Origin of the sequence: Helicobacter sp., assembly GCF_014799995.1 — a bacterium.
Taxonomy (GTDB): domain Bacteria; phylum Campylobacterota; class Campylobacteria; order Campylobacterales; family Helicobacteraceae; genus Helicobacter_D.
On the sequence record NZ_JAAVGY010000059.1, the window covers coordinates 1 to 22,959 of the forward strand.

At 39.5% G+C, this 22,959-nt stretch carries 26 protein-coding genes and 1 tRNA gene; 16 read left to right on the forward strand and 11 right to left on the reverse strand.

The window, feature by feature from the left end; all coding sequences use genetic code 11:
* Window positions 1–160 precede the first annotated feature (160 nt).
* Window positions 161–236 (reverse strand) — tRNA-Phe (locus HDT10_RS09085).
* Window positions 237–384: 148 nt separating this feature from the next.
* On the reverse strand, window positions 385–1,317 hold the full coding sequence (locus HDT10_RS09090) for a hypothetical protein (RefSeq protein ID WP_290882574.1): 933 nt from the start codon (window positions 1,315–1,317) through the stop codon (window positions 385–387).
* Window positions 1,318–1,441: 124 nt separating this feature from the next.
* Here HDT10_RS09090 and panC point away from each other — a divergent pair, with 124 nt between their 5' ends.
* From panC to bioC, 7 genes are all read left to right on the forward strand, one after another.
* Complete coding sequence (panC, locus tag HDT10_RS09095; RefSeq protein WP_290882577.1) at window positions 1,442–2,287, forward strand: pantoate--beta-alanine ligase; 846 nt, start codon at window positions 1,442–1,444, stop codon at window positions 2,285–2,287.
* 62 nt (window positions 2,288–2,349) lie between these two features.
* Window positions 2,350–2,955 carry a dethiobiotin synthase gene (bioD, locus tag HDT10_RS09100; RefSeq protein WP_290882580.1) on the forward strand — a complete coding sequence of 202 codons (606 nt, stop codon included), beginning with the start codon at window positions 2,350–2,352 and terminating at the stop codon, window positions 2,953–2,955.
* A gap of 67 nt (window positions 2,956–3,022) precedes the next feature.
* Complete coding sequence (locus HDT10_RS09105) at window positions 3,023–3,574, forward strand: DUF507 family protein (protein ID WP_290882581.1); 552 nt, start codon at window positions 3,023–3,025, stop codon at window positions 3,572–3,574.
* The gene (gene carA, locus HDT10_RS09110) at window positions 3,574–4,728 is read left to right on the forward strand and encodes a glutamine-hydrolyzing carbamoyl-phosphate synthase small subunit (RefSeq protein ID WP_290882584.1); all 1,155 of its coding nucleotides are present in this window, start codon (window positions 3,574–3,576) and stop codon (window positions 4,726–4,728) included. Before HDT10_RS09105 ends, carA begins: the two co-directional genes overlap by 1 nt.
* On the forward strand, window positions 4,691–5,968 hold the full coding sequence (locus HDT10_RS09115; RefSeq protein ID WP_290882587.1) for an aminotransferase class I/II-fold pyridoxal phosphate-dependent enzyme: 1,278 nt from the start codon (window positions 4,691–4,693) through the stop codon (window positions 5,966–5,968). The genes carA and HDT10_RS09115 overlap by 38 nt, the downstream gene beginning before the upstream one ends.
* Entirely contained in the window at window positions 5,958–6,614 is a 657-nt protein-coding gene (locus tag HDT10_RS09120; protein ID WP_290882590.1) for a pimeloyl-ACP methyl esterase BioG family protein, read from the forward strand. Before HDT10_RS09115 ends, HDT10_RS09120 begins: the two co-directional genes overlap by 11 nt.
* Entirely contained in the window at window positions 6,614–7,363 is a 750-nt protein-coding gene (gene bioC / locus HDT10_RS09125) for a malonyl-ACP O-methyltransferase BioC (RefSeq protein ID WP_290882592.1), read from the forward strand. Before HDT10_RS09120 ends, bioC begins: the two co-directional genes overlap by 1 nt.
* On the opposite strand, the gene HDT10_RS09130 is transcribed toward bioC, so the two are convergent.
* The 4 genes from HDT10_RS09130 to HDT10_RS09145 form a co-directional block, all read right to left on the reverse strand.
* A complete protein-coding gene (locus tag HDT10_RS09130) occupies window positions 7,360–8,514 on the reverse strand; it encodes a cytochrome b/b6 domain-containing protein (RefSeq protein WP_290882594.1) in 1,155 nt (384 codons plus the stop codon). The genes bioC and HDT10_RS09130 overlap by 4 nt on opposite strands.
* Complete coding sequence (locus tag HDT10_RS09135; protein WP_290882596.1) at window positions 8,465–8,995, reverse strand: cytochrome C; 531 nt, start codon at window positions 8,993–8,995, stop codon at window positions 8,465–8,467. Before HDT10_RS09135 ends, HDT10_RS09130 begins: the two co-directional genes overlap by 50 nt.
* A 15-nt stretch (window positions 8,996–9,010) precedes the next feature.
* Window positions 9,011–9,451, reverse strand: a complete 441-nt coding sequence (locus HDT10_RS09140; RefSeq protein ID WP_290882599.1) for a DUF1924 domain-containing protein — start codon at window positions 9,449–9,451, stop codon at window positions 9,011–9,013.
* Between the two features lie 137 nt (window positions 9,452–9,588).
* The gene (locus tag HDT10_RS09145; protein WP_290882601.1) at window positions 9,589–11,529 is read right to left on the reverse strand and encodes a TonB-dependent receptor; all 1,941 of its coding nucleotides are present in this window, start codon (window positions 11,527–11,529) and stop codon (window positions 9,589–9,591) included.
* Between the two features lie 174 nt (window positions 11,530–11,703).
* Here HDT10_RS09145 and HDT10_RS09150 point away from each other — a divergent pair, with 174 nt between their 5' ends.
* From HDT10_RS09150 to HDT10_RS09175, 6 genes are all read left to right on the forward strand, one after another.
* Window positions 11,704–12,357 carry a thioredoxin domain-containing protein gene (locus HDT10_RS09150; RefSeq protein ID WP_290882603.1) on the forward strand — a complete coding sequence of 218 codons (654 nt, stop codon included), beginning with the start codon at window positions 11,704–11,706 and terminating at the stop codon, window positions 12,355–12,357.
* Between the two features lie 92 nt (window positions 12,358–12,449).
* Window positions 12,450–12,851 carry a DUF5666 domain-containing protein gene (locus tag HDT10_RS09155; RefSeq protein ID WP_290882606.1) on the forward strand — a complete coding sequence of 134 codons (402 nt, stop codon included), beginning with the start codon at window positions 12,450–12,452 and terminating at the stop codon, window positions 12,849–12,851.
* 233 nt (window positions 12,852–13,084) lie between these two features.
* A complete protein-coding gene (locus tag HDT10_RS09160; RefSeq protein ID WP_290882609.1) occupies window positions 13,085–13,258 on the forward strand; it encodes a hypothetical protein in 174 nt (57 codons plus the stop codon).
* Window positions 13,259–13,350: 92 nt separating this feature from the next.
* The gene (locus HDT10_RS09165; protein ID WP_290882610.1) at window positions 13,351–13,692 is read left to right on the forward strand and encodes a helix-turn-helix transcriptional regulator; all 342 of its coding nucleotides are present in this window, start codon (window positions 13,351–13,353) and stop codon (window positions 13,690–13,692) included.
* Window positions 13,693–13,702: 10 nt separating this feature from the next.
* Window positions 13,703–15,649 carry a heavy metal translocating P-type ATPase gene (locus HDT10_RS09170; RefSeq protein ID WP_290882612.1) on the forward strand — a complete coding sequence of 649 codons (1,947 nt, stop codon included), beginning with the start codon at window positions 13,703–13,705 and terminating at the stop codon, window positions 15,647–15,649.
* Between the two features lie 8 nt (window positions 15,650–15,657).
* Entirely contained in the window at window positions 15,658–15,780 is a 123-nt protein-coding gene (locus HDT10_RS09175; protein ID WP_290882614.1) for a hypothetical protein, read from the forward strand.
* A gap of 9 nt (window positions 15,781–15,789) precedes the next feature.
* On the opposite strand, the gene HDT10_RS09180 is transcribed toward HDT10_RS09175, so the two are convergent.
* From HDT10_RS09180 to HDT10_RS09200, 5 genes are all read right to left on the reverse strand, one after another.
* Complete coding sequence (locus HDT10_RS09180; RefSeq protein ID WP_290882617.1) at window positions 15,790–16,851, reverse strand: CNNM domain-containing protein; 1,062 nt, start codon at window positions 16,849–16,851, stop codon at window positions 15,790–15,792.
* An 8-nt stretch (window positions 16,852–16,859) separates the two neighbouring features.
* Window positions 16,860–17,825, reverse strand: a complete 966-nt coding sequence (locus HDT10_RS09185; protein WP_290882619.1) for a CNNM domain-containing protein — start codon at window positions 17,823–17,825, stop codon at window positions 16,860–16,862.
* Between the two features lie 81 nt (window positions 17,826–17,906).
* A complete protein-coding gene (locus HDT10_RS09190) occupies window positions 17,907–18,326 on the reverse strand; it encodes a hypothetical protein (protein ID WP_290882621.1) in 420 nt (139 codons plus the stop codon).
* On the reverse strand, window positions 18,323–19,168 hold the full coding sequence (locus HDT10_RS09195) for a type II secretion system protein (RefSeq protein ID WP_290882624.1): 846 nt from the start codon (window positions 19,166–19,168) through the stop codon (window positions 18,323–18,325). The genes HDT10_RS09190 and HDT10_RS09195 overlap by 4 nt, the downstream gene beginning before the upstream one ends.
* A gap of 13 nt (window positions 19,169–19,181) precedes the next feature.
* Window positions 19,182–19,424 (reverse strand): type II secretion system protein, encoded by a 243-nt coding sequence (locus HDT10_RS09200; RefSeq protein WP_290882626.1) that lies wholly within the window; start codon window positions 19,422–19,424, stop codon window positions 19,182–19,184.
* Between the two features lie 157 nt (window positions 19,425–19,581).
* Between HDT10_RS09200 and HDT10_RS09205 the strand changes: the two genes are divergently transcribed.
* From HDT10_RS09205 to HDT10_RS09215, 3 genes are read left to right on the forward strand one after another with little or no spacing between them, the layout of a single operon-like run.
* Window positions 19,582–20,325, forward strand: a complete 744-nt coding sequence (locus HDT10_RS09205) for a hypothetical protein (RefSeq protein ID WP_290882629.1) — start codon at window positions 19,582–19,584, stop codon at window positions 20,323–20,325.
* Complete coding sequence (locus tag HDT10_RS09210; RefSeq protein WP_290882631.1) at window positions 20,322–21,755, forward strand: GspE/PulE family protein; 1,434 nt, start codon at window positions 20,322–20,324, stop codon at window positions 21,753–21,755. The genes HDT10_RS09205 and HDT10_RS09210 overlap by 4 nt, the downstream gene beginning before the upstream one ends.
* Window positions 21,755–22,957 (forward strand): type II secretion system F family protein, encoded by a 1,203-nt coding sequence (locus tag HDT10_RS09215; protein WP_290882633.1) that lies wholly within the window; start codon window positions 21,755–21,757, stop codon window positions 22,955–22,957. Before HDT10_RS09210 ends, HDT10_RS09215 begins: the two co-directional genes overlap by 1 nt.
* Window positions 22,958–22,959: the final 2 nt, after the last annotated feature.

The following is a 22,959-nucleotide window of genomic DNA, read 5'->3' on the forward strand; positions in this document are numbered from 1 at the left end:
GGGTCGGGGGGGGCTAACCCAGAAGAGTTGCACCAAAAGTGCAGTTGGAATCATACTTAAGAAATATAAAATTAAAATAAAATTTGCTAATCTTGGGGAAAAATTGGGGGGAATGTGATTTTATTTGATAGGAGAAGAGTTGATACAAAACTTAAGCCAATGGTGGCTCGAGGCGGAATCGAACCACCGACACGGAGATTTTCAGTCTCCTGCTCTACCGACTGAGCTATCGAGCCATTTCTAAATCAGAAATAGAATTACAATTTTATCTTAAAATTTTTAATAACAACTTAAGCCTACTTGAAACCTCATAATATCAAAGCTTCCAACAATATAAAAGCACTCATTATAAGCGATTCTGCGATTCTGTTTTGTAAGTGCAAATTATCCTAATTTTTTCATCAAATAAGCCTGCACGCCTTTGGTATTACAAAATGCGCGTAAATTTTCATAACCATAAAAAAACGCAAGCTTGAAAAATTCCTCAATCGCATATTCATTGGCTTTCTCTACTAGAATCACTCCTCCGCTTGCTAGTCTTTTGTGCAAGGATAGAAAATCCTTTTTACAACGTTGATTCCAAGCGGCTTCATCTTCTACAAATGCAGTCATTAATTGCTCTTTGCTGATATTATGAAACCATATTTTCAATAAGTTTTTATTAAAATATTCGCGCACATTAAAACGATAAGGGGCATAATGCGCCAATTTTACCCTTGTTCCTTTTAATGCCTCGTCTAACTCTTTTTCACTATGCAAAAACTCCGGTGCTGCTTTGTGCAAAAGCAAAACCCTCATCGGGTCAATCTCACTGAAAATCACTTTATATTTTTTGAGTACAAAATCTTTTATATCAATATATTCAAGCTCTTCAAGCTCCCCTTTACCTGATTTTGGCATTTTAAGTGCTTCTGCGCTTAAATATTTAATCCACAAATTAATGGCATCTTTAGGCTCTCCGTCCAAAAACAAACGAATCGCCATTGCTTCATTATAGGTTTTAGGGTGCAAGAATCTTTTGACCCCACAATCTGGAAATTCTCCTATCGTTTTAATTTCACCTAAACGACTTTTAATGCCTGCCAAACTTGGATAAAAAAAATCGGATTCAAAGTTAATTCTTACTAATGGATTATTATCATACACTAAGCACTTGCGTTCATTAATCGCCAATTCAAATGCAAAATTATCTGCACTCATATAAGGCAAAATGACTTTGTCATCAGGTTTAGTATAAGTTGAAATAATTTTTTCATTTAAAGATAAAAAATCCCAATCAGAAATCTTTACTAATTCTTTTAATTTTTGTGATTCCACATCACAACCCTCTTTTAGATAAATTTTATTAAGATTTTAACATAGCTTTCTATGTTTTTTATTTATTTTTTAACTCTCTCATCGCATAATTTACGATTTATTTGCTAAATTTTAAAGGAATCGTATGCAAATATTTACAACCACGCAAGATTTACAAGCCTTTATCCATCAATTCAAATCTCAAAATCCCACAAAAACTATTGGTTTAATCCCGACTATGGGGGCTTTACATAAAGGACATTTATCCCTTATAGAAGCAAGCCTTGCGACTTGTGATTGCTCTATCGTCTCTATTTTTGTCAATCCCACACAATTTGGAGCAAATGAGGACTTTAACCAATATCCTCGCAAAAAGGAAGCGGATTTACAAATCTGCACAAAGGCAGGTGTAGATGTCGTATTTATGCCCGATACCGTGCAAATGTATCCGCTAGATTCCACACTACAAATCACTTTCAATGCACCAGCGGCAATGGCGAATATCTTGGAGGGCAAAACACGTCCGGGACATTTTAATGGTGTGCTTCAAGTCGTTCTCAAGCTCTTTAACCTTATTCGTCCCAATAAAGCGTTTTTTGGGCAAAAAGACGCACAACAATTACTCATCATTCAGAAAATGGTGCAAGATTTGTTTTTGCCCTTAGAGATTGTTCCTTGTCCTATTGTCCGCAATGAAGAGGGGTTAGCGTTAAGCTCACGCAATGCCTACTTAAGCCAAGCAGGAATCCAAAAAGCCTTACAAATTTCTGCTTCCTTAAATGCGATTACCAAAGCCATTATGCGCGGCATTAAGGATTCTAAGGAATTAAAGAAAATTGCTTTAGAAGTATTGGAGGGGCTAGAGGTAGAATACCTTGTGATTGTCAATCACGCATTACAAGAAATAGAACAAATAGAAAAAGATTCTACCCTAATTCTTATTGTCGCTCGCGTTGAGGGCGTGCGCTTGTTAGATAATTTATGGTTTTAGTGAGCATTGATGACAATTTTAATCATCTAATGAGAATTGATAAAAGACTTTAAGGAATCCTTATGCAAATTTTTATCGCGGGAAGCCATACTGATGTGGGGAAAACTTCGGTTAGTGCGGCATTATGCTATGCGTTTAAACTAGATTATTTCAAACTCGTTCAAGCAGGCATACCAACAGATAGCCAAAGAATCCAAGCTTTAACACCCACGACCAAAATCCACACTAGCGGAATCACTTTGCAAACTCCTGCTAGCCCTCATATCGGTATGCAAAAAGAAAATGTGCATTATGATGGCTTAAAGATTCCATTGCCAAAATCAGAAAATTTATTGATTGAAAGTGCTGGCGGGCTTTTTACTCCCCTAGACAAACAAAAATGTATGATTGATTTTTTGAGCACATTTTCTTTGCCCTGCATTTTGGTAGGTGCATACTATTTGGGCGGAATCAATCATATTTTGCTAAGCATTGAAGCATTAAAAGCGCGCAAGATTCCATTATTAGGGCTCATTATTAGCAAAGATTCTAATTCTCAAATGGACGCTTTTATAGAATCTTATACTGCAATAAAAATTGCGCATTTTGCGGAATACCATAATCTCGCAAGCTTTTATGAAAACGCAGAAAAGCTAAAATCCGAAATCCAACATCTCAAAATTATTTAAAATACAGAAAAAAGCATATTTAAGAGAGAAAACGCTAAAATAGCGCAAAAATTTATGAAGGTATGCGATGAAATTCAGACTTGCACATGCGCCTTATATTGGAAATAAAATAGCATTAGATTTATCAAACTGCGGATTCGTAAGCGTTCTACACGGCTTGGAAAGCATTTCAAGGGTTGCACAAAAATTCATTGAAGCGAATATCCAAGAAGAAGCAAATCTTGAAGAAAAAACAAGAGAAATCTTAGAGGAAAATTTAGATGAAATTGAGTTTATGCGGGCAGATGAGCACCAACTCTTTTGGAAAATCAAACAAAGACTAGCAGAGAATGAAAACTTTATCCTAAGCTTTGAAGACCGCTACAATCACCTAGCACACAAGATTCTTGACGAACTCTTTGAGGAAGATTTGATTGACTCTGCCACTTCCGAAACGCGCATTGTCAATGTAATCTTCAAAGCCATTAACAGCTATTCAAGAATCTATAATGAAGTAGAAGAAATCGTGCAAGAACGTATTGCAAATTACAAACGAAAAATCGTATTTGGCAGTGAAGAATATGATTTAATTTTTGATAAGCTCTATCAAGAGGAGCTCAAAAAGAAAGGATTTTTCTAATGGCATCTTCACACAATGGGCTACAAGACGCTTGGGTTTATTTGGCAAATGGTTTGTTTTTTAAGGCAAAAAGCTTTGGTGCGGCAAAAACAAGTGTAGGGGAGCTCGTCTTTAATACCTCACTTACAGGTTATCAAGAAATCACAACCGACCCAAGCTATGCGGGACAATTTGTATGCTTCACAATGCCAGAAATTGGAATCGTAGGGACAAATAAGCAAGATATGGAGAGCCGCAAAATCTTCGCGAAAGGGATTCTGTGCCGTCATTACAATGCGGACTTTTCTAATTTTCGTGCCAACAAGAGCTTAGGAGAGTTTTTAAAAGAATTTGACGCAATGGGGATTAGTGAGATTAATACACGTCTTTTAACAAAAACCTTGCGTGAGCAAGGCGCGATGATGATGATTGCTTCGACTGAAATTTCTGATAAAGACGCTCTCAAAAAACTCTTAGAAAATAGCCCAAAGATTGAAGAAATCAACTATATCAAAGAAGTTAGCACACAAACACCTTACCAACATTATGAGGGCAAATTTGACTTTGGCATTATGGACTATACCACCCCCAAAACACACCAAAAAATCCTCGCGATTGATTTTGGAATCAAGCGCAGCATTCTAAACCAGCTTGTCAATGCGGGCTTTAGTGTTGAAGTCGTGCCGCATAACTTTGACGCAGAATCGCTGATTGCGCGCTATAAGCAAGGAGAATTTGAAGGGATTTTCTTGTCTAATGGACCGGGCGACCCGCAAGTCTTACACACTGAAATTGCAGAAATCAAGAAGTTGATTGCGGCTAAGATTCCGCTTTTTGCAATTTGTTTGGGACATCAGTTGCTTTCCCTCGCACACGGCTACCCCACACATAAGCTCAAATTTGGACATCACGGCGGCAATCACCCGGTAAAAAATCTCCTCACACAAGAGATAGAAATCACCGCACAAAACCATAATTATTCTGTGCCAGAATCTATTCAAGAGATTGCAGAAGTAACACATCGCAATCTTTTTGACAACACAATAGAGGGAGTGCGCTATAAAAATGCGCTCATTTGCTCTTTTCAGCACCACCCAGAGGCAGGACCGGGACCGCTAGAATCCGCAATGCTCTTTAATGAATTTGCCAAACTGCTTCAGAGTGCAAAGGCATAAGCCTTTACCCCTCTTTCAAATGCTATCAAATTCCGCCATAGAATCGCAAATTGCTCAAACGCTTGAAAACCTCAAATGCGATTCCAATTACCGCACTCTGACGCCTCAAAAACATCGTGGATTCCAGATTGCTAGAAATTCACACAATCCCAAGAGGAACGATAGCCCAAAATGGCTTTTGAATCTTGCTAGCAATGATTATCTCGGGCTATCTACCGATGAATCTTTTAATGCGGCATTTTTGGATTCCGCGCTTTTTAAGGAACACTTACATTTTAGCTCCTCTTCCTCGCGTCTTTTAAGCGGAAACTTTGAAATTTATACAATGTTAGAATCCCATTTATCTCGCACCTTTGGCAAGCAAGCCTTGCTCTTTAATAGCGGTTTTCACGCCAATTTAGGCGCACTTGGCGCATTAAATTCGCTCAAAAATGTGCTTTTTGTCGCGGATAAATCTATCCACGCAAGCCATATTGATGGATTAAAATCCTTTAAACCCACGCATTTAAAGCGATTTGCGCATAACGATATGCAAATGCTAGAGAAAATCGTAAGAGATAACGCACCAAAATATGCCGCGGTGTTTGTCTTGAGCGAGGGGCTTTTCAGTATGGAGGGAGACTTTGCCCCCTTGCGCCATTTAACGCAAATCAAACAGCAGTTTGACAATGTTTATTTGTATCTTGACGAGGCACATAGTATCGGGAGTTTTGGCAAGAATGGATTAGGAATCTGCGCGGATTTTGGGCTGCTAGATTCCATTGATTTTATTGTGCTCACCTTTGGAAAAGCACTCGCTTCTATGGGGGCTTGCGTGCTCTGCGATTCTTTGTTTTATGAATATTTTGTCAATTTCTCTCGCTCTCTCATCTACTCTACGGCTCTCCCTCCGCTTAATATTGCACGCACTCTCTTTGGCTTTTTGGAGCTTCCAAATCTTGAAAGGCAAAGAGCAAGCCTTACACGTTTAAGTGCGGATTTCAAAGCATTGCTTATGCGTGAGCTAGAGCTAGAAGTTCTAGGGGATTACAATATCATTAGTTTGGTTTTAGGCGATAATGCGAAAGCGGTGCATTTCTCTCAAAAGCTAGAACAAAGGGGCTATTTCGCCCCCGCAATCAAATCCCCAACGACTCCCAAAAATCGCGCTCTTTTGCGCTTCTCACTCACTGCCAACTTGCCTTTTGCGGCTTTGGAATCCCTAGTGCAAACACTTAAAAGCATTCATAATGAATCTTGATTACAATTTCAAGTCTCGTGAAAATCTTTTGCTAATCTTTGGAGGCTTTGCTTCTCACCCCTCGCATTTTCTCTCCTTTATTCCTAAGGATTACGATTCTATCGTGGTATCCTCTTACCGACATTTAGACTTTAGCGCACTCCAATCTTGCTTAAAATCCCTCAACCCAAAACCAAAAATCACGCTTTTAGGCTTCTCTATGGGTGTTTTTGTCGCGCGTGTGTTTTTAGAATCCCTAGAGCAAGACTCTCCCCCTATTGTGCGCAAAATTGCAGTCAATGGCACAGAATTTGGGATTCATTCCCAATTTGGAATCCCGCTTAAGCTTTTTAAACTCACACAAAGAACCTTTGACTTGGAGGCTTTTAAGCGCAATTTATTTGAAAAGTCTTTAGACAAAACGCAAGATTTTGTTTTCCTAGATTCCCAAACCTTGCGCGAAGAATTGGGATTTTTTATCCAAGCTTGCGCACAATTTGACACTATTACAGGCAAGATTTCTTGGGATAAAATCATTATTTCCAAACACGACTTGATTTTTAGCACGCAATCCCAAAGGAACTTTTGGATTGACTTTAAAAACAGCCAAGCGCAAATCTTGGAGTTTGACGCCCCGCATTTTGCCTTTTTTGATTGGCAGCTCTAATGCAATCACACAAAGAGCGCATTTGGCAAAGATTCCAACAAGCCAAGCCAACTTATGCCCAAAGCGCAAAGATTCAACGCACAATGCAGCGCACCCTGCTTACACTTCTACAAAAACACTGCCCAATGCAAAAATTTACCAATATTTTAGAGCTTGGTTGTGGCAATGGAATCTTGAGCCAACAATTTGCACAGATTTTTGAGTTTGAATCTTATTTGGCGGTGGATTTAGTGGATTTTTCGCAAGATTTTGCAGCAATTTCGTACCCCATAGACTTTTTACAAGCCGACTTTGAGGATTTAACGCAAATTGAAAAAATCAATCCCGCATTAAAATACGATTTGATTTTGTCCAATGCGGCAATCCAATGGGTGCATCAGCCAAGCTTTTTGCCACGATTGAGTGGCTTACTAAAGCCCAAAGGATTCTTAGCCTTTAGCACCTTTGGCAAGGCAAACTATCAAGAACTGCGCGCAATCTTTGGAATCGGATTAGAATATTTAGATTTAAAAGACTATGCAAGGATTTTAGGGCGGGAGTTTGAGATTCTGGAATCCTTTGCGATGAAAACACCTCTGCATTTTCACAACACCCTTGCCCTCTTTAAACATCTCCGAAACACGGGTGTTAATTCCTTACAACTTGGCTTTAAGCTAAACAAAACCCACCTAAAAGACTATGCGACACGATTCCACAATGTCTTAACCTACCACCCACTTTACATTATCGCCCAAAAACGCGAATCCTAAAGATTCTCTTTGAGGCTTTTAAGCTTGGAATAATCAATTGCGCCTTTAGCAAAGATTCCTGATTCTGCGTCTTTGTGGCAAGTTTGGCAGTTTGCCTTAGACTTGATTGCTTGCGTCTCAAAAAGTGCGGGGTCAATGTCTTGGTGTGCAACCTCCCAATAAGGATACTTTGTGATTGCCAAAATATTTTGTGGCTCTTTGGCAATCTTGCTAGAAATTTTTGTCTCTACAAAGTCGCTTGAATACTGATTCAAAAAGGCTGAAATCCTTGCGTGCGATTCCTGCTCTAAGCTTGCGTCCTCTCCAAAGTGATTTTCCAAATCACTCATCATAGAATCCCAAGCAGACTTGGGCAGCAAATAAGGCGCATAGGCAATATGACAACTGCCGCATTCTTTGGTGTATTCCCTCAAGGTTTCTTGGGCGAAAATATTTCGCGCAGAGGGGCGCAAAAGCATATTATTGGGGAACAGCAGATACACCAAAAGCACGAATAAAAAAACCAAATACACTGCAAAAAGAATTTTTTGTGTGAAATTTAGCACGACACTTTCCTCGCGGATTGTTCGCTTATAGCCACTTATCATAGAATCCAATGCGTCATTTTTGTTAATAAACTTATCTATCAAGCTTCCACAAATATGGATAATGATAACCCCCAAAAGCGCATTGGCGAAAAATTCGTGCAAATCCTCAAAAGCTTCAAAATAGCTATATTCAAAGAAAAGGTTGCTAAAGATTCCGCCCTGCTCCTCTGCGCCATATTGCAGCATTCCGCTTAACATCGTCCCAAGCCCAAGCACAAACATCAATACGATTGCGAGGCTTGAGGCGGGATTATGCCCGACATAATGCTTCTTCTCTCCCAGAATAGAGAGGAGATATTCTAAGATTCCGCGAAACTTAAAATCCTTAAATAATGAATGCTTTGTGCCAACAAATCCCCAAACAATGCGAAGCAAAACGCCCACACCAAAAAGGATTCCAAAGACACAATGAAAATATATCCAAGCGTCAATGTCCGCGCACAAATACGCAAGCACAAAGGTAAGAATCAGAAAATAATGCAAAAACCGATTAACAAAAGTCCAAATATAACTTTTAATCACGCCAGATTCCATAGTTTGGAATATTAATCGTACGTCCGCCATAAACGCCCTCATCTGCTTTTGTATGGCAAGCCGCACAACGAGCAATATTTCCAACCTCTTTTTGTGTTACCATCCATTCCTTAAGCTTCCTATGCTTTTTTTGGTGGTATGGAATCTGTGAAATAGAGGTATATAAAACTCCCGACTGCATAGACTTTGTGAGCTTCGCACTGCGGCGATACTGCGTTGCTTTCTCGCTTGCATTGTCCAATAAATATTGTGTGATTTCTTCAATTTCTTCTTTCTCTAGGCTCGCGTCTGTGCCATAATGTGAGCTTAAATTCTCCATAATATATTGCCACGAAGCACTTGGCAAAAGACCCGGCTGATAACCAAAATGACAGCTTGCACACTCTTTCTTGTAGGTTTCATTATCTACGGCTTTGACTTCCGGAGCTTTTCCGAATCCTTTCGCATAGGCAGAAAAGCCACAAACCATACAGAGTAAAAGAACGCTCGTGAGTTTTGATAAATTTTTCATCGTTTTCCTTTTTGTTTATTGCAAGATGAGATAATAGAGCACATCGCCTTTTTCTTGTGCTGTTCCCTCACGCAAAAAGACATCTTTGAAGTTTCTTTTCAACCACTTTTTCACCTCTTTAACATCACTTAGACGCGTAGGATTCACGCTTGGAGCTAGAGGCTCTAGGGTTTTGTTTGTGAAGATATTGGTTGCTTGAGTTTTCAAGTCTTGATTGTGGCAACTTTGACAAGAAAGTATCGTGTCGTTTTTGCCTTTGTTTTTGGTAGCAAAAATTCTTTCGCCATTTTTCGCGTTAAAATCAACAAAATTAGGATTCTCTGCCTTTGCTTCGCTCTTTAACTCCTTGATGTAGTCTTGCATTGCGAGATTAAATTCCCCTGCAAAACTAATGCTTCCTGCTAAAAGAATACCGCTACAAATCTTTACAATCTGCTTTGTATTTTGTTTGCTCATTTTTTCTCCCTTTAATGATGAATGATTTTGGAATCATAAAGCAACAATGTGAAGAAAATGTTAATAAGAACTTGATAATTTCTTGACAATTTGAGATTTTAAGATAGGAGAAAAGAGCGGGCGGAGACGCCCCCAAGCTAAAAGGTATATTTTACTTTTGCCCAAGCATTTCTACCGATTTCATAAATCCTATTGCTAATGGGATTCTCCACATTTAAACCAATGCTATTTTTGGATAAATGATAACTATAAAGCTTATTGGTGCAATTCTCAACACCCATAGTAGCCTGCCAACCCTCATAACGCAATCCCGCATAGAGATTTAGTATCGCAAATCCGCTAGAATCTCCGAAATCTTTGCCAATCACATTTCCATATCCCACATCAGAACGCGTCTGCTTCGCATTGGCAAATAATTCGCATTTTAAAAACATTCTTTGGTTATCGTATTTTAAAGCAACACTTCCAGAAAGCGGAGCAACTTGCGCTAAAGGCTTATCTTCGCGGGTGTTTTGTCCATAAGTATAACCAAGCATTGCCTCACAAAAGGTATCAGGCAAAAACTCATAAGCCGCCTCTGCTTCTACACCACTCAAAAAGGCATTGGTATTGAAGCTGCGCGTTTGAGCAGCAGTGTAATCTAATAAAATATAATTCTCCACATAAGAAACAAATCCCGATAAACTTGTGCTTAATTGCTCCCCTTGATAATTCCAACCCATATCTAGTTGCGTATTGGCTTCTTTTTTCAAATCCATTCCGCCTACTTTAGAAACCTCCCAAAAGTCCGGAATCCTCTCTGCAACCCCAAGCCCAACATAAAAAGTAGAATCCCTTAAATAATGCTCATAGCGACCAAAGGCACTTAAAGCCGTTTGTTCTTTTGTTTGGTTTAGTCTATGGGCTTTTGTCTCTACATAGTCTCCCCTCACACCCACAAAAACCCCTGATTGCGCTCCTACATACCATTCACCTTGTGCAAAGATTCCAGCAGAATCAAAGGTATAATTTGGCTGATAGCTCTGCCGCAATGCCGCTTCCGCTTCACCTCTCGTGCTTTTCCCTGTGGAAGCGCGCGTTTGGTGCTTGTCTCTATCTATATCTCCCCCAAAATACCATTTAGAGAGTTCCAAGACTTTTTGGTATTCTGCCCTCACTCCACTATTGGTGCGCTTAGGATTACTTAGGCTATAAAGATTGCCCATTTTAGGCTTCCCATTGGTGAGCGTATAGTTATCCATAATATGGTCAATAGAATTATAATAAGCCCTTAAATCTAACAAATCCTTGTCAAAATAGTTTTGGAATCGCACAGAATAAGATTCTCTATCAAATGCGCGTCCGTCCATTGCCCTATCTGCATACGCCGCTTCACCTTGTCCAATATCCACACTTAATTCTAAGGCACTCGTCTCACTTGGGGTAAAACTTCCAATTACCGCACCCGAGCGTCTCTGATATTCCGAATGCACGATTTCTTGTGCTCCGTCTTGATAGTCATTGCGCCGATAATCCGCATAGAGTGCCTGCACATTGCCCAGTGCATTCCCCGCACTCAAATACATATTAAAGTCCAATCTATCAAAACTTCCCACTAATGCATCTGCATTAGCATTGAAACTAGGGCTATCCAAGCGCAAAATCTCCCGCTCAAACAACACGCCTCCCGCACTCATTGCACCCCATCGCACATCTTGAGGACCTTTAAGCAAAGTAATCGTATTGTAATTTTGTGGAAAGACATAAGTGAGTGTCGTGTCCATTCTCCCACCACAGCCACCATTTAGGTTGCTCCCATTGACAAAAATCGGCAATCTCCCGCCGCCTTGCGAACGATAAAAAATCTCTGTGCCTCCCCCGCCTTTCTTTGCAACAGAAAAGTTTGGGATTTTCAAAAAGCTCTCGGCAATATCGCTAGGATTTAGCAAGGAATCCTTACCCAAAACATCGGCATAATCCACTTGTGTAGGAGCAAGCATAGAAGAGTTTGTATGCTTAATGAGAATAGAATGATGCTGCACTTCATTGCCACAAACGCCTATAGCTAAAGCACACATTCCCAAACAAATCTTTTTCATAAAATAACCTTTAATAATAAAATGAGAAAACTCATTCTATCGAGATTCTGTTAAGATTCTGTTAAGATTCCATATTTTGCCTTTTTTATGGGATTTTGCGAATGTTTATCGGATTTAACGCGCTAAAGTGCGGACTTTTGCTATAATGCGCCAAATCAAAATATAAGGATAGGTATGCAAAAGTTATTCGGATTGGTTTTGGGAACAATTTTGGGCGTATTTCTCACATTAAGCACATTAAATGCGGCATCTCTAAAAGAGGGCAAAGACTATATTGTGCTTAAAACTCCTCTTAATGTCCCACAAAAATCTATTGTAGAGATTTTCAATATAGGCTGTCCGCATTGTGCGAAAATGGCTGGAGTTCTGCCAAAGTTATTTGCAACGATTCCACAAGAGGCGGTTTTTCTACCTTATCATATCATCACAGGGAGTGCCTTTAGTGCGCAAGCAAGTGAGGTTTTGGCCGTTGCGGTGGCAATTGATGAGGAACGCAATCTCACCTCAAAAGATATTGAATCCTATTTCAGACGCGCAAGTAATGCGTATTTTGACGCATTTTTCAAGACAAAACAACATTTCAAAGACAAAGAAGCCTTTATCACCTTTGGGTTAGACGCAATGGAGATTTCACAAACACAATTTGAAGTACGGCGCAAACAAAAAGAAGTGCAAGACAAGCTCAAAATCTGGGAAGATTCTATCGGGCAAACCGGCATACAAAGCGTGCCAAGCTTTGTAATTAACGGCAAATATTTAATCATTATGGATAAAATCAAGGATATAGAGGATTTTATTTATAAGGTAGATTATTTGCTTGGAATTTAAGTTCATAGAAATTTGAAAATATCTTGATAGTTTATTGACAAAGTGCTTTTATAATTTCAAGCGTAAAACGAAAAACCGAACAAGGAGCAACAATGAAAACCTTAAAATTATTTGGAGCATTTGCAACAGCTGCGATTCTTTCTACCTCTGCAATGGCGGGATATGACTTTGATGTACGCGGGCAAATTTCAGCCGTAGATGACAAAAACAAAACCATCACTCTCTCTAGCGCAGGCGGACAACTTATCATCAAAGTTCTGCCCTATACAGAAATCAAAGGCGATGATTGTGGCGCATTTGGACAAGATATTTATGGAACTTTCAAAGACCTAACCGTGGGCAAATTTGTAGAAGTGGAAGCCGTCCCTTATGGTGGATATAATGCCTATGCAGACAACAATGCGCAAGCTATCAATCCCCAAAACGGCTTACCAAAAGATATGCAGCTCACCGCCAAAGAAATTGAGTGGAAATGCCGTCCTCAAGCCTACTAATCCTCTTGAATGGGGGAGCATTATTGCAAGATTGCATTCAAGGCTTTTGTATGCAACTCTTATCTTGTGATTGCGGGATTCCGCAAGGAATCGTAGCAATCTCGCCACTTTGTCATCGCGCGAGAATCGCTTACGATTCGTGGCAATCTATAATATAAAGTCTCGCCTTAAGGATTCCATTGCAAAATTTACTTTTTGCAAGATGATAGATTGCTTCGGGCAATACCCTCGCAATGACTAGACGCAAGATTATGCTTCGGCTTTGCCTCGCAATGACGCGAGGCGAGATTCTAAGCCACAAATTACCACGCACGACAAATTACATTCACAAAGACGCGGAAGATTCCACACCAACGAAGCCCCACAATGACAAACCGACCCCTCCATTTACAATTGCACATTCATAGATTCCCAATCATTCATTAAACTTTAAGAAAACTTCCCTTATAATTCAATATATGAACAAATGCTCATATATTTTTATTTCAAAGGAGATTCTATGCCAGAAATAGATGAAAATCGCGCTAAATCCCTCCAAGAAACCCTAAGGAGGCTACCTAAAGAGGAGTTGCTTTATGACCTCGCAGAATTATTTAAAATCTTTGGAGATTCCTCAAGGATTCGGATTTTATCCCTCTTGCAAATAGAGAAACTTTGCGTCAGCGAAATCTCACAACTCCTAAACTTAACCCCGAGTGCGGTTTCTCATCAGCTAAGAATCCTGCGTCAAGCGCGTCTTGTGCGCTACCAAAAAATCGGCAAAGAAGTCTTTTATTCGCTAGATGATGACCATATTGAAAAGATTTTCAATCAAGGCTTAGAACATATCCAAGAAATGTAAGGAAATGATGATGAATTGTTGTAATGCAGAATGTAAAACTACACAAAATCCAGAATCTCAAAGCACGCAAGAAAGCTTAGAGCAAAAACCCAGCAAAGTCCTTTTTATCGGCTCTCTTATCCTCTATGCTTTTGCACTTTTAATAGATTTGGATATATTAGGATTCTCTTTGGATTCCACCCTTTTAACTCTTATCTTTGTTGTGTGCTATTTTGCTTTGGGGTTTGGGATTTTAAAAGAAGCTTGGAGTGGCTTAATAAACCGCGAATATTTCAACGAAAATAGCTTGATGGTGCTCGCCTCTTTGAGCGCATTTGCAATTGGTGAAAGCGCGGAAGCAGTAGCGATTCTAGTATTTTACCGAATTGGCGAAAGCTTGCAAGATTGCATTGTAGAAAAAGCCAAAAAGCAAATCCGTTCCTTAAGCGCACTCAAAATAGAAAATGCAAGAATCCTACGCAATGGAGAGCAAGTTTGCATTGCACCAAAAGAGATTCAAAAGGGCGACACGTTGCTTGTGCTTGCAGGAGAGAGAATCCCTGCTGATGGCGATATTATAAAAGGAGAGGGAAACATTGATAATTCCGCCCTCAATGGAGAATCTATCCCACAAACCGTTAGCGTAGGCGACAGTGTGCTCTCCGGCGGGATTAATTTAGACGGAATCCTACACATCAAAGCAACGCAAAATTACGCAAATTCTGCCTTTAGCAAGGTTTTGCAACTCATTGAGGAGGGCAATGCACAAAAAAGTCGCGAGGAAGAGTTTATCACGAAATTCGCCCGCTATTATACGCCAATTGTTACCCTTTTGGCTTTTTGTGTCGCATTCTTTCCAACGCTCTATTTTTGGGCATTAGGAGCGGATTTTATGGAGGTTTTCAAGACTTGGTCTTATCGTGGAATCATTTTCTTAGTCGTTTCTTGTCCTTGTGCTTTAGTGATTTCAATCCCATTAACCTTTTTTGCCTCTCTTGGAAAAGCGTCCAAAATGGGAATTTTGATTAAAGGCTCAAGCTATCTTGAATCCCTCTATTCCGCGAAAGCTATTGTATTTGACAAAACCGGCACACTCACCAAAGGCGCATTGGCACTCAAAGAAATCCAAGCCTATGCACAATACGATAAAGACTTCATCTTAAGAGCTGCCCAAATGTTAGAATCGCATTCTAATCACCCCATTGCAAAAGCCATTCTAAACTTTGCGATTCCACAAAGCAATCAAGACAAACTTGAAAACCTCAAGGAACACGCGGGTGGTGGAATCACTGCTAGCATAAATGACAAGAGATTCGCACTTGGTAATGCGCGCTTCATAGAATCCCAAACCAAGCACACACTACAAGAAAAACAAAGCGCAAAATGCCAAGTCTTCTTAAGCCTTGAAAATGAAGTGATTGGCTCAATTATCCTTGAAGACGCAATCAAAGACGAAGCAAAAGAAGCATTGGCAAAACTTAATGTGCGTGGAATGCAGCAGATTATGCTAAGCGGCGACAAGCAAAGCGTGGCACAAGAAGTCGCCCAAAGTGTGGGTATCAATGAATATTATGCGGACTTGCTCCCCAATGAAAAAGTTGCGCACCTAAAAGAGATTCTAAACAAACAAAAGCAAAAGGGGCAAAAGGTCATCTTTGTAGGCGATGGAATCAATGACGCACCCTCTCTCGCCCTTAGTGATATTGGAATCGCAATGGGCAAAGTCGGTAGCGATGTGGCATTAGAGGGCGCAGATGTCGTGATTATGGACGATGATTTGAACAAGATTCCACAAGCCCTTGAGATTGCGGACAAAACGCGAAAGATTCTGTGGGAAAATATCTTCTTTGCACTAGGTACAAAAGTCGCCATTATGGTTTTTGGTGTGTTAGGAATCGCTAATTTGTGGCTTGCGCTCTTTGGCGATGTGGGCGTGGCACTCCTTGCGCTACTCAATGCCCAACGCACAATGCGTTAGGCTTCGCGTTGGGTGAGCAGGCTATATTATTAAAGCTAGCATTACTTATGCAGCTAGGATTGAAATTTGTCAGTGCGCAATGTCTGCGTGATTCTACAATCTTGACAAACACCACGAGCGCAGCAAAATAACCCAAACCTTTACTTAATATCCTTAATCCTATCCGAATATTTTAGGCGATATTTTTTGATATTCTCCTGTGCGACTTGCTGCATATCTGCGGCTTTGTCAAACTCATCTAAAATCTCTTTTCCTAGCAGGGTTTCAATCGCATCTTCACGCGTTACCACTCCATAGAATTGCCCATATCTGTCTTGCACGACAAAGAGTTGTTCTTTTTGAGCAATAAAAAGGTTCAACAAATTCAGCACAGAGAGGCTAAAGGACACGACATAAACCGGACGCATTAAGTCCCCAATGGTTTGGGGATTGGGTTTTTCTTGCGCATTCAATCCTGCCTCCAAAATATCTTGCGTATAGACGATACCGATGACGGAATCCACATTTTCGCCATAAACAGGAATGCGTGAATAATTATGAATATCGCTGATACTTAGTGCTTTTTCTATCGTATCACTATAACACAACGACACCACCACGCTACGAGGCGTAAGAATATCAATGGCTTGATAATTTTTGAGTTTCAATAAATTTTCTATAATATACTCTTCGCGCATAGAGATAGAACCGCTTTGATGTCCTATTTGGCTTGCAGCTAGAATCTCATCACGTCCGATAAACAAGCTAGAACTCGTCTTAACAAAACGCGTAATCAACTTAGCAATAAGGACGAAAGGGAAGACAACCTTTAAAAGATAATGGATACTTAGGGTAACATAAGGTGCTAAATTTTTCCAATAAGTCGCCCCAATGGTTTTGGGCAGAATCTCGGAAAAGTAAATCAGCACGATAGTAAGAATTGCCGCACCAAATGCCTGATAATCTAGCCCATACAAACTTGCAACTTGGATTCCAACCCCTGTGGCTGCCGCAGTAGTCGCAAAAGTATTCAAAACCAAAATCGCCCCCTCCGCGTCATCTACATTGTCTTTAAGGTGTTTAAGGTATCCGCCAACTTTTGGATTTTGCTTCTCAAAGCTCGCAACAAAAGAGGGTGTAATAGACAAAAAGACGGATTCCATAATAGAACAAAAAAAGGTAAAAACAATCGCAATCAAACAATAAATAACTAAAAGAATCATAGCCTCTCCTAAAGGTGCTGCAAATTACCCACACCAAGTGCAGCATTAATCACATCTTCCATCGCCACAATGCCTACGATATTTTGCTCACTATCCACAACCAAAAACAAATGTTCTTTTTGCGAGATGAATTTCTCTAGCAAATCAAGCAAGCCCATTTGAGAATCTACCTTTGTAATATTTTTTGCAATGCTCTTTAGAGTATCCTTGCTTCTGTTCTCAAAACTTGCGTGCAAAATATTCTTTTTAAACACGATAGAATTAATAGAGTCTATATTACCCGCATACAAAGGAATCCGCGAATATTTATGCACATTGGGAATCTTCAAGGATTCTTCAATGCTCATTTGCTCCTCTAGGGCAAAAATTTCTCCCTTTGGTATCATAATGTCTTTGACTTTGAGCATTTTTTGTAGAATCAAATGCTCCAAAATATCCCCCTCTAGCTCATTGATAGAGCCGCTTTTCTCTCCAAGGTCCATAATCGCCAAAATCTCATCACGGCTCATTTGATTTGCGTCTTTTTTCTTGAACAAATGCGTAATAATGCGTGAGACATAAACGAAAGGGAATGTAATGCAATACAACACAAGAATACAATAAGACATCGGAAGAACAATGACTTTCCAATAAGTCGCTCCAATGGTTTTGGGCAGAATCTCGGAAAGATACAAAATGCACAAAGTCATAAACAAAGCGACAAAGCCCTGCCACTTCTCTCCAAAAATCTCTACTGCTTGTGCGCCAACCCCAGCCGCACCCACGGTGTTAGCAAAAGTATTGACAACCAAAATTGCCCCCACCGCATTATCAATATTTGCTTTTAAGTATTTTAAAATCTTGCCACTTTTGGGGTGGGATTTCGCATAACTCTCCATAAAGGGAGGAGTAATAGAGAGTAAAGCCGCTTCTAAAACTGAACAGACGAAAGAAATCACAATCGCCAACAAAAAATAACCTATTAGAGATAACATTGAATCTCCATAATTTCCAAGCCTTTGTAAGATAATTTGATTTCAAAATATTACCATAAAAGCAAGGCAAGTTTATTAGAATCAAATTCCTAACCTCAAGATAAATGCGCGTCTTGTAGAAAATTCTTGCAAAAACTCCTTACGAGAATCACGATAAACCCCAAAAACATCTACGAAATAGACTGCTTCAGAATGATTGTTTTGCTCCAATTCCCCCTCCAGTCTTTTCACCACTGCTTTATAATGAAAGTCGTCCGCGATGACCATAGAAAATGTAGTAAAATCACCAGAAGTTGCATTAGAAGATTTGAGCTCAACCTTAAGCCACTCCTTAAAACTTAACAAATGTAAATCTAGCCATAAAATTTGCTGATTTATGGCTCTTAAATCATTCCTAAAGGATTCGTTCTTTAGCCCCAAAATCAGCACGAGCGTCCCTAAAAACACGAGCAAAACTAAAGGCAAGAGAATCATACCCTTAGAGTATTTCAAGTTTTTCATTGCCCAATCTCCACGACAAGAGTCTTTGCGCAATGAGGAATCGCTCCTGCACTTGGGACACAAACTTCAAGTGCGAAGCCCAAAGGGGTTTTGGCAACCTTAAAATCTGTAATCTCTTGAATGATTTGCTGTGTATTTTGTGGAATCCCTTGCAGCTGACTTTGGGATTCCAATACGATAGAATCTCCAAAATGCAAGTAAGAAACAGAATTTAAGAAATAAACTTTAGGCTTTAAGCCCAAAGGCTTTTTTGCTTGTATAGAATCCTTAAAAATTGGCGGAATCTCTAATGATATTTTATGCGCATTAAGTTCTAAAATTTTTCCTTGAAACTTGAGATGATAAAAATCCTTTGGAGCGACAAAACCAGAAGAGACAAAAAGTGCTTTTTGTGGCATATTTGGCTTTTGGTAAAGGGAGCATTTTTGATTTAAGATTCCATTAGATTTGGAATCCAAAGCTAAAAATTCTAATTCTAAAAAATGATTCCACTTGGCACTTTTTGGCTCAAAAACGCCGTGCAAACAAGGCAGTGCATAGTCTCCAACGAGGATATATTCTTGTGCTTTTTCATAGAACATTAGGCTTTTGCCCTTCAAACTCAATGGACTTGTACCAATCTCCTCGCCACTACTTATCGTCAGGCTTGATAGATAAGAATTTTCTAGCAAATGTTTGATTTGCAATAAGGCATTTTGTGCTTGGATTTCTTGGATAAAATTGCTTTCCTGCCAATGATAATTTTGATAAATCTTGAGTAATGTTAATCCTCCAAAAACACCAAAAATACCGAGTAAAATCAATGCAAAGAGCATTTCAATTAGCGTAAGACCTCGCCGCATTCTTTGCTTCTTTTTAGGGAATGGTCGCATTGATTTCATAGATTTGTGAGGATTCTAAAATCTGTGAATGGAAAACACAATGGGGCATTATTTTGTTACAAAAAGGAACATTATAAATATCTGTCTTTTGCAAAATCCCAAAATCCTCTAATCCAATCACTGCTAAACTTCCTAAGATTGCTGATATTAATACACTTAATACCAAAATAAAAATTAAAAATTCTAACAGAGTAAAGGCTTTTGCGCTTAAATTCATTATAAACTTCCTAAAAAATGATAGTTTTTAAACATTTTTAAGTTATTATCCAAAAGTTACTGCATATTCAAGCAAAAGTCAAGTGCAAACAAAAATTTAAGAAATTTGAAATTTTATAGCGCAAATCACATTAAGCCCTAAAAACAAAGGAGAAAAAGTGTTAAAAACTTCTATTTTATGTGCATTGGGTGGAATGATACTTCTTTTGGCTGGAAGTTTTGGAAATTTTCAAAGGACACAAAATTTAGAAAGCACGCAAGATAAACCTTGCCTCTTCGTGCAACCTAACGCACTCAATGTGCGCGAAATGCCAAATTTAGAATCAAAAGTTATCCACAAATTACAACGAAATTCCAAAATATGCGAATATTTTGATACACAAAATGGTTATTTGCAAACAAAAATGGGGTGGGTTGCGATAAAATATCTGCATTTAGAACCCCTCAAGCAAAGCCCTGCGCCTGCTTTATCTCAAAACAAAGCCCTACAAATGCGAGATTCTAAGCTCTACCTTGCTTCAACTTCTGTAAATTCAGAATCCCACTCTAACAAGCCTCAAAATAAATCAAAATTCAAATTAACAAGCACAACCAAAGATTCTATTCCCGCATTATCCTATCCAAGCGAACAGGATTTCGTGCAAACCCCCATTCAAAGCCCCATTATTCAAGCAAGAGCTGAAATGGAGAATCAAAACTATACCCGCGCTAAAAACTTGGCTTTGCGCGCCAATCTAGCAAATCCCAAAAATTTAGAAAGCTGGGAAATCTTTGCCAAAAGCTTGTATTTGGAGGGCAATCCACAAGAGGCGATTTCAATCTTGCAAAATTTCTTGCAACAAAATTACGATGAAAACCTAGCAAATCTCCTTAAATCTATGCAACAAGGACACAAAATTTGATTCCAAAAAACACACAAAAGCATTGGACGCTTCAAGATATTTGCAAAGATTCCGCTCTGCGCCTTAATGTAGAGCAAATGCGCTATTTTGGTGCAATCCTTGTGCAAGAATCTAGCCCAAATACCTTAGAAGTCGCTTTATTGGAATCCTCAAATAATCCCCATAAAGACACGCTTCAAAGCCTCTTTAATGATTGCGTTTTAGAATTTGGTGAAATTTCTTTAGAAGATTTTGAAAAAGCTCTTATATGGCTAACACAAGAGGAATTGTTGCAATCTCTGCTAAAGAAAATCCAACAAGAAATCACCCAAGAATCTAAAGAAAAAGATTCTAGCATTCAAAATCTCGTGCGACTTATTTTGCAAGTTGCTGTGTCCAAAAACGCTAGCGATGTGCATTTTGAGCGCGACTTCAATCGTATGCGTGTGCGCTTGCGCATTGATGGCGTATTAGTAGAACGATTTTCTTTTGATTTATGGCTTTTTGCTCCTTTGAGTGCGAGCATTAAGCTTTTGTCGCATTTGAAATTAACAGAATCCAAGCAGCCTCAAGATGGACGTTTTGAGCTAGAATTGCTCCATACAGACAATACACCACGCATTTTTGATTTTCGCGTTTCCACCCTGCCTTTGATTGAGGGAGAATCTATCGTGCTTAGGATTTTGGACAAGCATAAAACGCTTTTACCTTTGGAATCTTTAGGATTTGGAAGCACAGAATTAGCGCAAATACAATCTCTTTTTAACCTGCCCTATGGGCTTGTGCTCATCACAGGACCCACAGGGAGCGGCAAAAGCACTACGATGTATGGAATCCTCAATATTCTCAAAGAAAGAAATCTCAAAATCATCACCCTTGAAGACCCGGTAGAATATCGCCTGCCGCATATTAGCCAAGTCGCCATTAGTCCTGATGTGAGTTTTGCCAATGTCTTACGCAATGTTTTGCGCCAAGACCCCGATGTGATTATATTAGGCGAAGTGCGCGATAAAGAAAGTTTGCAAATCGCAATCCAAGCAGCATTCACAGGGCATTTAGTCTTTGCCACTTTACATACAAATGACGCGCTAGATACTATTGTGCGTTTATGCGATATGGGTTTAGAGCCACATTTCATTGCACAATCTCTAAGCGGAATCATCGCCCAACGCTTATTGCGCAAACTCTGTCCTTGTCAAGACACAACCCAAAATAACGAGGTTGGCTGCGAATCCTGCAACCATACAGGCTATTTAGGCAGAATCGCGATTGCTGAAATCGTGCTAGCTAGCCCGGATTTGGAAGATTTTATCCATCATCGCATCAATAAATCAGAGTTTTTAAAAAAGCTAGAAAAAGAAACTCCTTATTTTACGCTAGAACAAAAAGCGCACCAATTAGTTGCAAGCAAAATCACGGATATGCGTGAAGTTTATCGTGTCGTCAAATAATGCCAAAATTCCAAGTCCAATACAAACAAAAAGGCAAGATTCAAACGCGTAGCTATTACGCCAAAACGCAAGCCGAGCTAAAAGACAAACTCCAATCCCAACACCTCTTTGTGCTGCAAATCACGCCACAATCAAGTCTGAAAGACAGATTCTTGAAGTTAAATCCTCCAAAAACAAAAGAAATCTTGAGCGCATTTTATGAGCTCAAACTTGGGCTCAAGGCACATTTACCCTTAAGTTTGCTCCTAGAAAACCTGCAACACCACACAAAGAATCCCCTTTTAAGTGCGCAATTTGCCAAAGCTCTCTTTGCCCTAAATTCCGGTAAATCTCTCGCGCTTAGTTTCAAAGAAGCAGGATTTTCGGATTTTATTTGCTCTATGCTAGAAATCGGACAAAAAGCCAATATGCTAGAGGACGCCATAGAGTTTATTTTGGTTGAACTCAAGAATACACAAAAAAACCGCAAGCTTTTGACTAAGATTCTGCTTTATCCCCTCTTTGTTATCCTCGTAATGATTGCTGTATTCTTAGGCATTACACTTTTTGTTCTACCTCAATTTGAAGTCTTGTTTAGTGGGATTAATGCGCCCCTGCCATTGCTAAGCAAAAGCTTGCTTTTTATGCGCACAATCGTGCTAGATTATGGTTGGTTTAGTCTGATTGTGCTTTGTGGAATCGTATTCTTTGCCCATCAATCCTATAAAACCTCATCAAAATTTAGATATGCCGCGGATAAAATGTTGCTCAAAATCCCTTATCTAGGTGCGGTATTGCATTATTATCAGCTCTCGCAATTTCTCCTTAGCTTCTTTTGGCTTTACAGAAGCAAAGTGCCCTTGCAGAGGTCATTAGAAATCTCGTCCAAAGCATTAAGCAACGAGGCAATCAAACAAAAAACAGAAAGAATCTTTGAGACAATTACGCGTGGAATCCCTATTGCACAGGCTTTTAGCGCAAGTGGTATCTTGGATACTCTAAGCGTGCAACTACTCTGCGGAGCGCAAAACGAAGAAGGATTTTTGGAATCCCTAGAAGTGCTACTTGAACTACATCAAGAGGAACTTGCAGTGCGCGGGGAAACTCTCCTTACAATGATTGAACCTTTAATGATTTTAATTTTAGGGGCTTTAGTTTTGTGGTTGGCTCTTGCGATTTTTCTGCCTCTTTGGGAATTACCTATGCAAATACAAGGCTTATAGGG

Bases quoted from the DNA above. Each gene is read 5' to 3' on its own strand.
- HDT10_RS09145 (WP_290882601.1), bottom strand. From the start codon at position 11,529: ATGAAAAAGATTTGTTTGGGAATGTGTGCTTTAGCTATAGGCGTTTGT.
- HDT10_RS09130 (WP_290882594.1), bottom strand. From the start codon at position 8,514: ATGGCGGACGTACGATTAATATTCCAAACTATGGAATCTGGCGTGATT.
- HDT10_RS09165 (WP_290882610.1), top strand. From the start codon at position 13,351: ATGCCAGAAATAGATGAAAATCGCGCTAAATCCCTCCAAGAAACCCTA.
- HDT10_RS09120 (WP_290882590.1), top strand. From the start codon at position 5,958: ATGAATCTTGATTACAATTTCAAGTCTCGTGAAAATCTTTTGCTAATC.
- HDT10_RS09180 (WP_290882617.1), bottom strand. From the start codon at position 16,851: ATGATTCTTTTAGTTATTTATTGTTTGATTGCGATTGTTTTTACCTTT.
- HDT10_RS09115 (WP_290882587.1), top strand. From the start codon at position 4,691: ATGAATTTGCCAAACTGCTTCAGAGTGCAAAGGCATAAGCCTTTACCC.
- HDT10_RS09170 (WP_290882612.1), top strand. From the start codon at position 13,703: ATGAATTGTTGTAATGCAGAATGTAAAACTACACAAAATCCAGAATCT.
- panC (WP_290882577.1), top strand. From the start codon at position 1,442: ATGCAAATATTTACAACCACGCAAGATTTACAAGCCTTTATCCATCAA.
- HDT10_RS09140 (WP_290882599.1), bottom strand. From the start codon at position 9,451: ATGAGCAAACAAAATACAAAGCAGATTGTAAAGATTTGTAGCGGTATT.
- bioD (WP_290882580.1), top strand. From the start codon at position 2,350: ATGCAAATTTTTATCGCGGGAAGCCATACTGATGTGGGGAAAACTTCG.
- HDT10_RS09215 (WP_290882633.1), top strand. From the start codon at position 21,755: ATGCCAAAATTCCAAGTCCAATACAAACAAAAAGGCAAGATTCAAACG.
- HDT10_RS09185 (WP_290882619.1), bottom strand. From the start codon at position 17,825: ATGTTATCTCTAATAGGTTATTTTTTGTTGGCGATTGTGATTTCTTTC.
- HDT10_RS09200 (WP_290882626.1), bottom strand. From the start codon at position 19,424: ATGAATTTAAGCGCAAAAGCCTTTACTCTGTTAGAATTTTTAATTTTT.
- HDT10_RS09135 (WP_290882596.1), bottom strand. From the start codon at position 8,995: ATGAAAAATTTATCAAAACTCACGAGCGTTCTTTTACTCTGTATGGTT.
- HDT10_RS09155 (WP_290882606.1), top strand. From the start codon at position 12,450: ATGAAAACCTTAAAATTATTTGGAGCATTTGCAACAGCTGCGATTCTT.
- bioC (WP_290882592.1), top strand. From the start codon at position 6,614: ATGCAATCACACAAAGAGCGCATTTGGCAAAGATTCCAACAAGCCAAG.
- HDT10_RS09160 (WP_290882609.1), top strand. From the start codon at position 13,085: ATGACTAGACGCAAGATTATGCTTCGGCTTTGCCTCGCAATGACGCGA.
- HDT10_RS09190 (WP_290882621.1), bottom strand. From the start codon at position 18,326: ATGAAAAACTTGAAATACTCTAAGGGTATGATTCTCTTGCCTTTAGTT.
- HDT10_RS09105 (WP_290882581.1), top strand. From the start codon at position 3,023: ATGAAATTCAGACTTGCACATGCGCCTTATATTGGAAATAAAATAGCA.
- carA (WP_290882584.1), top strand. From the start codon at position 3,574: ATGGCATCTTCACACAATGGGCTACAAGACGCTTGGGTTTATTTGGCA.
- HDT10_RS09150 (WP_290882603.1), top strand. From the start codon at position 11,704: ATGCAAAAGTTATTCGGATTGGTTTTGGGAACAATTTTGGGCGTATTT.
- HDT10_RS09195 (WP_290882624.1), bottom strand. From the start codon at position 19,168: ATGCGGCGAGGTCTTACGCTAATTGAAATGCTCTTTGCATTGATTTTA.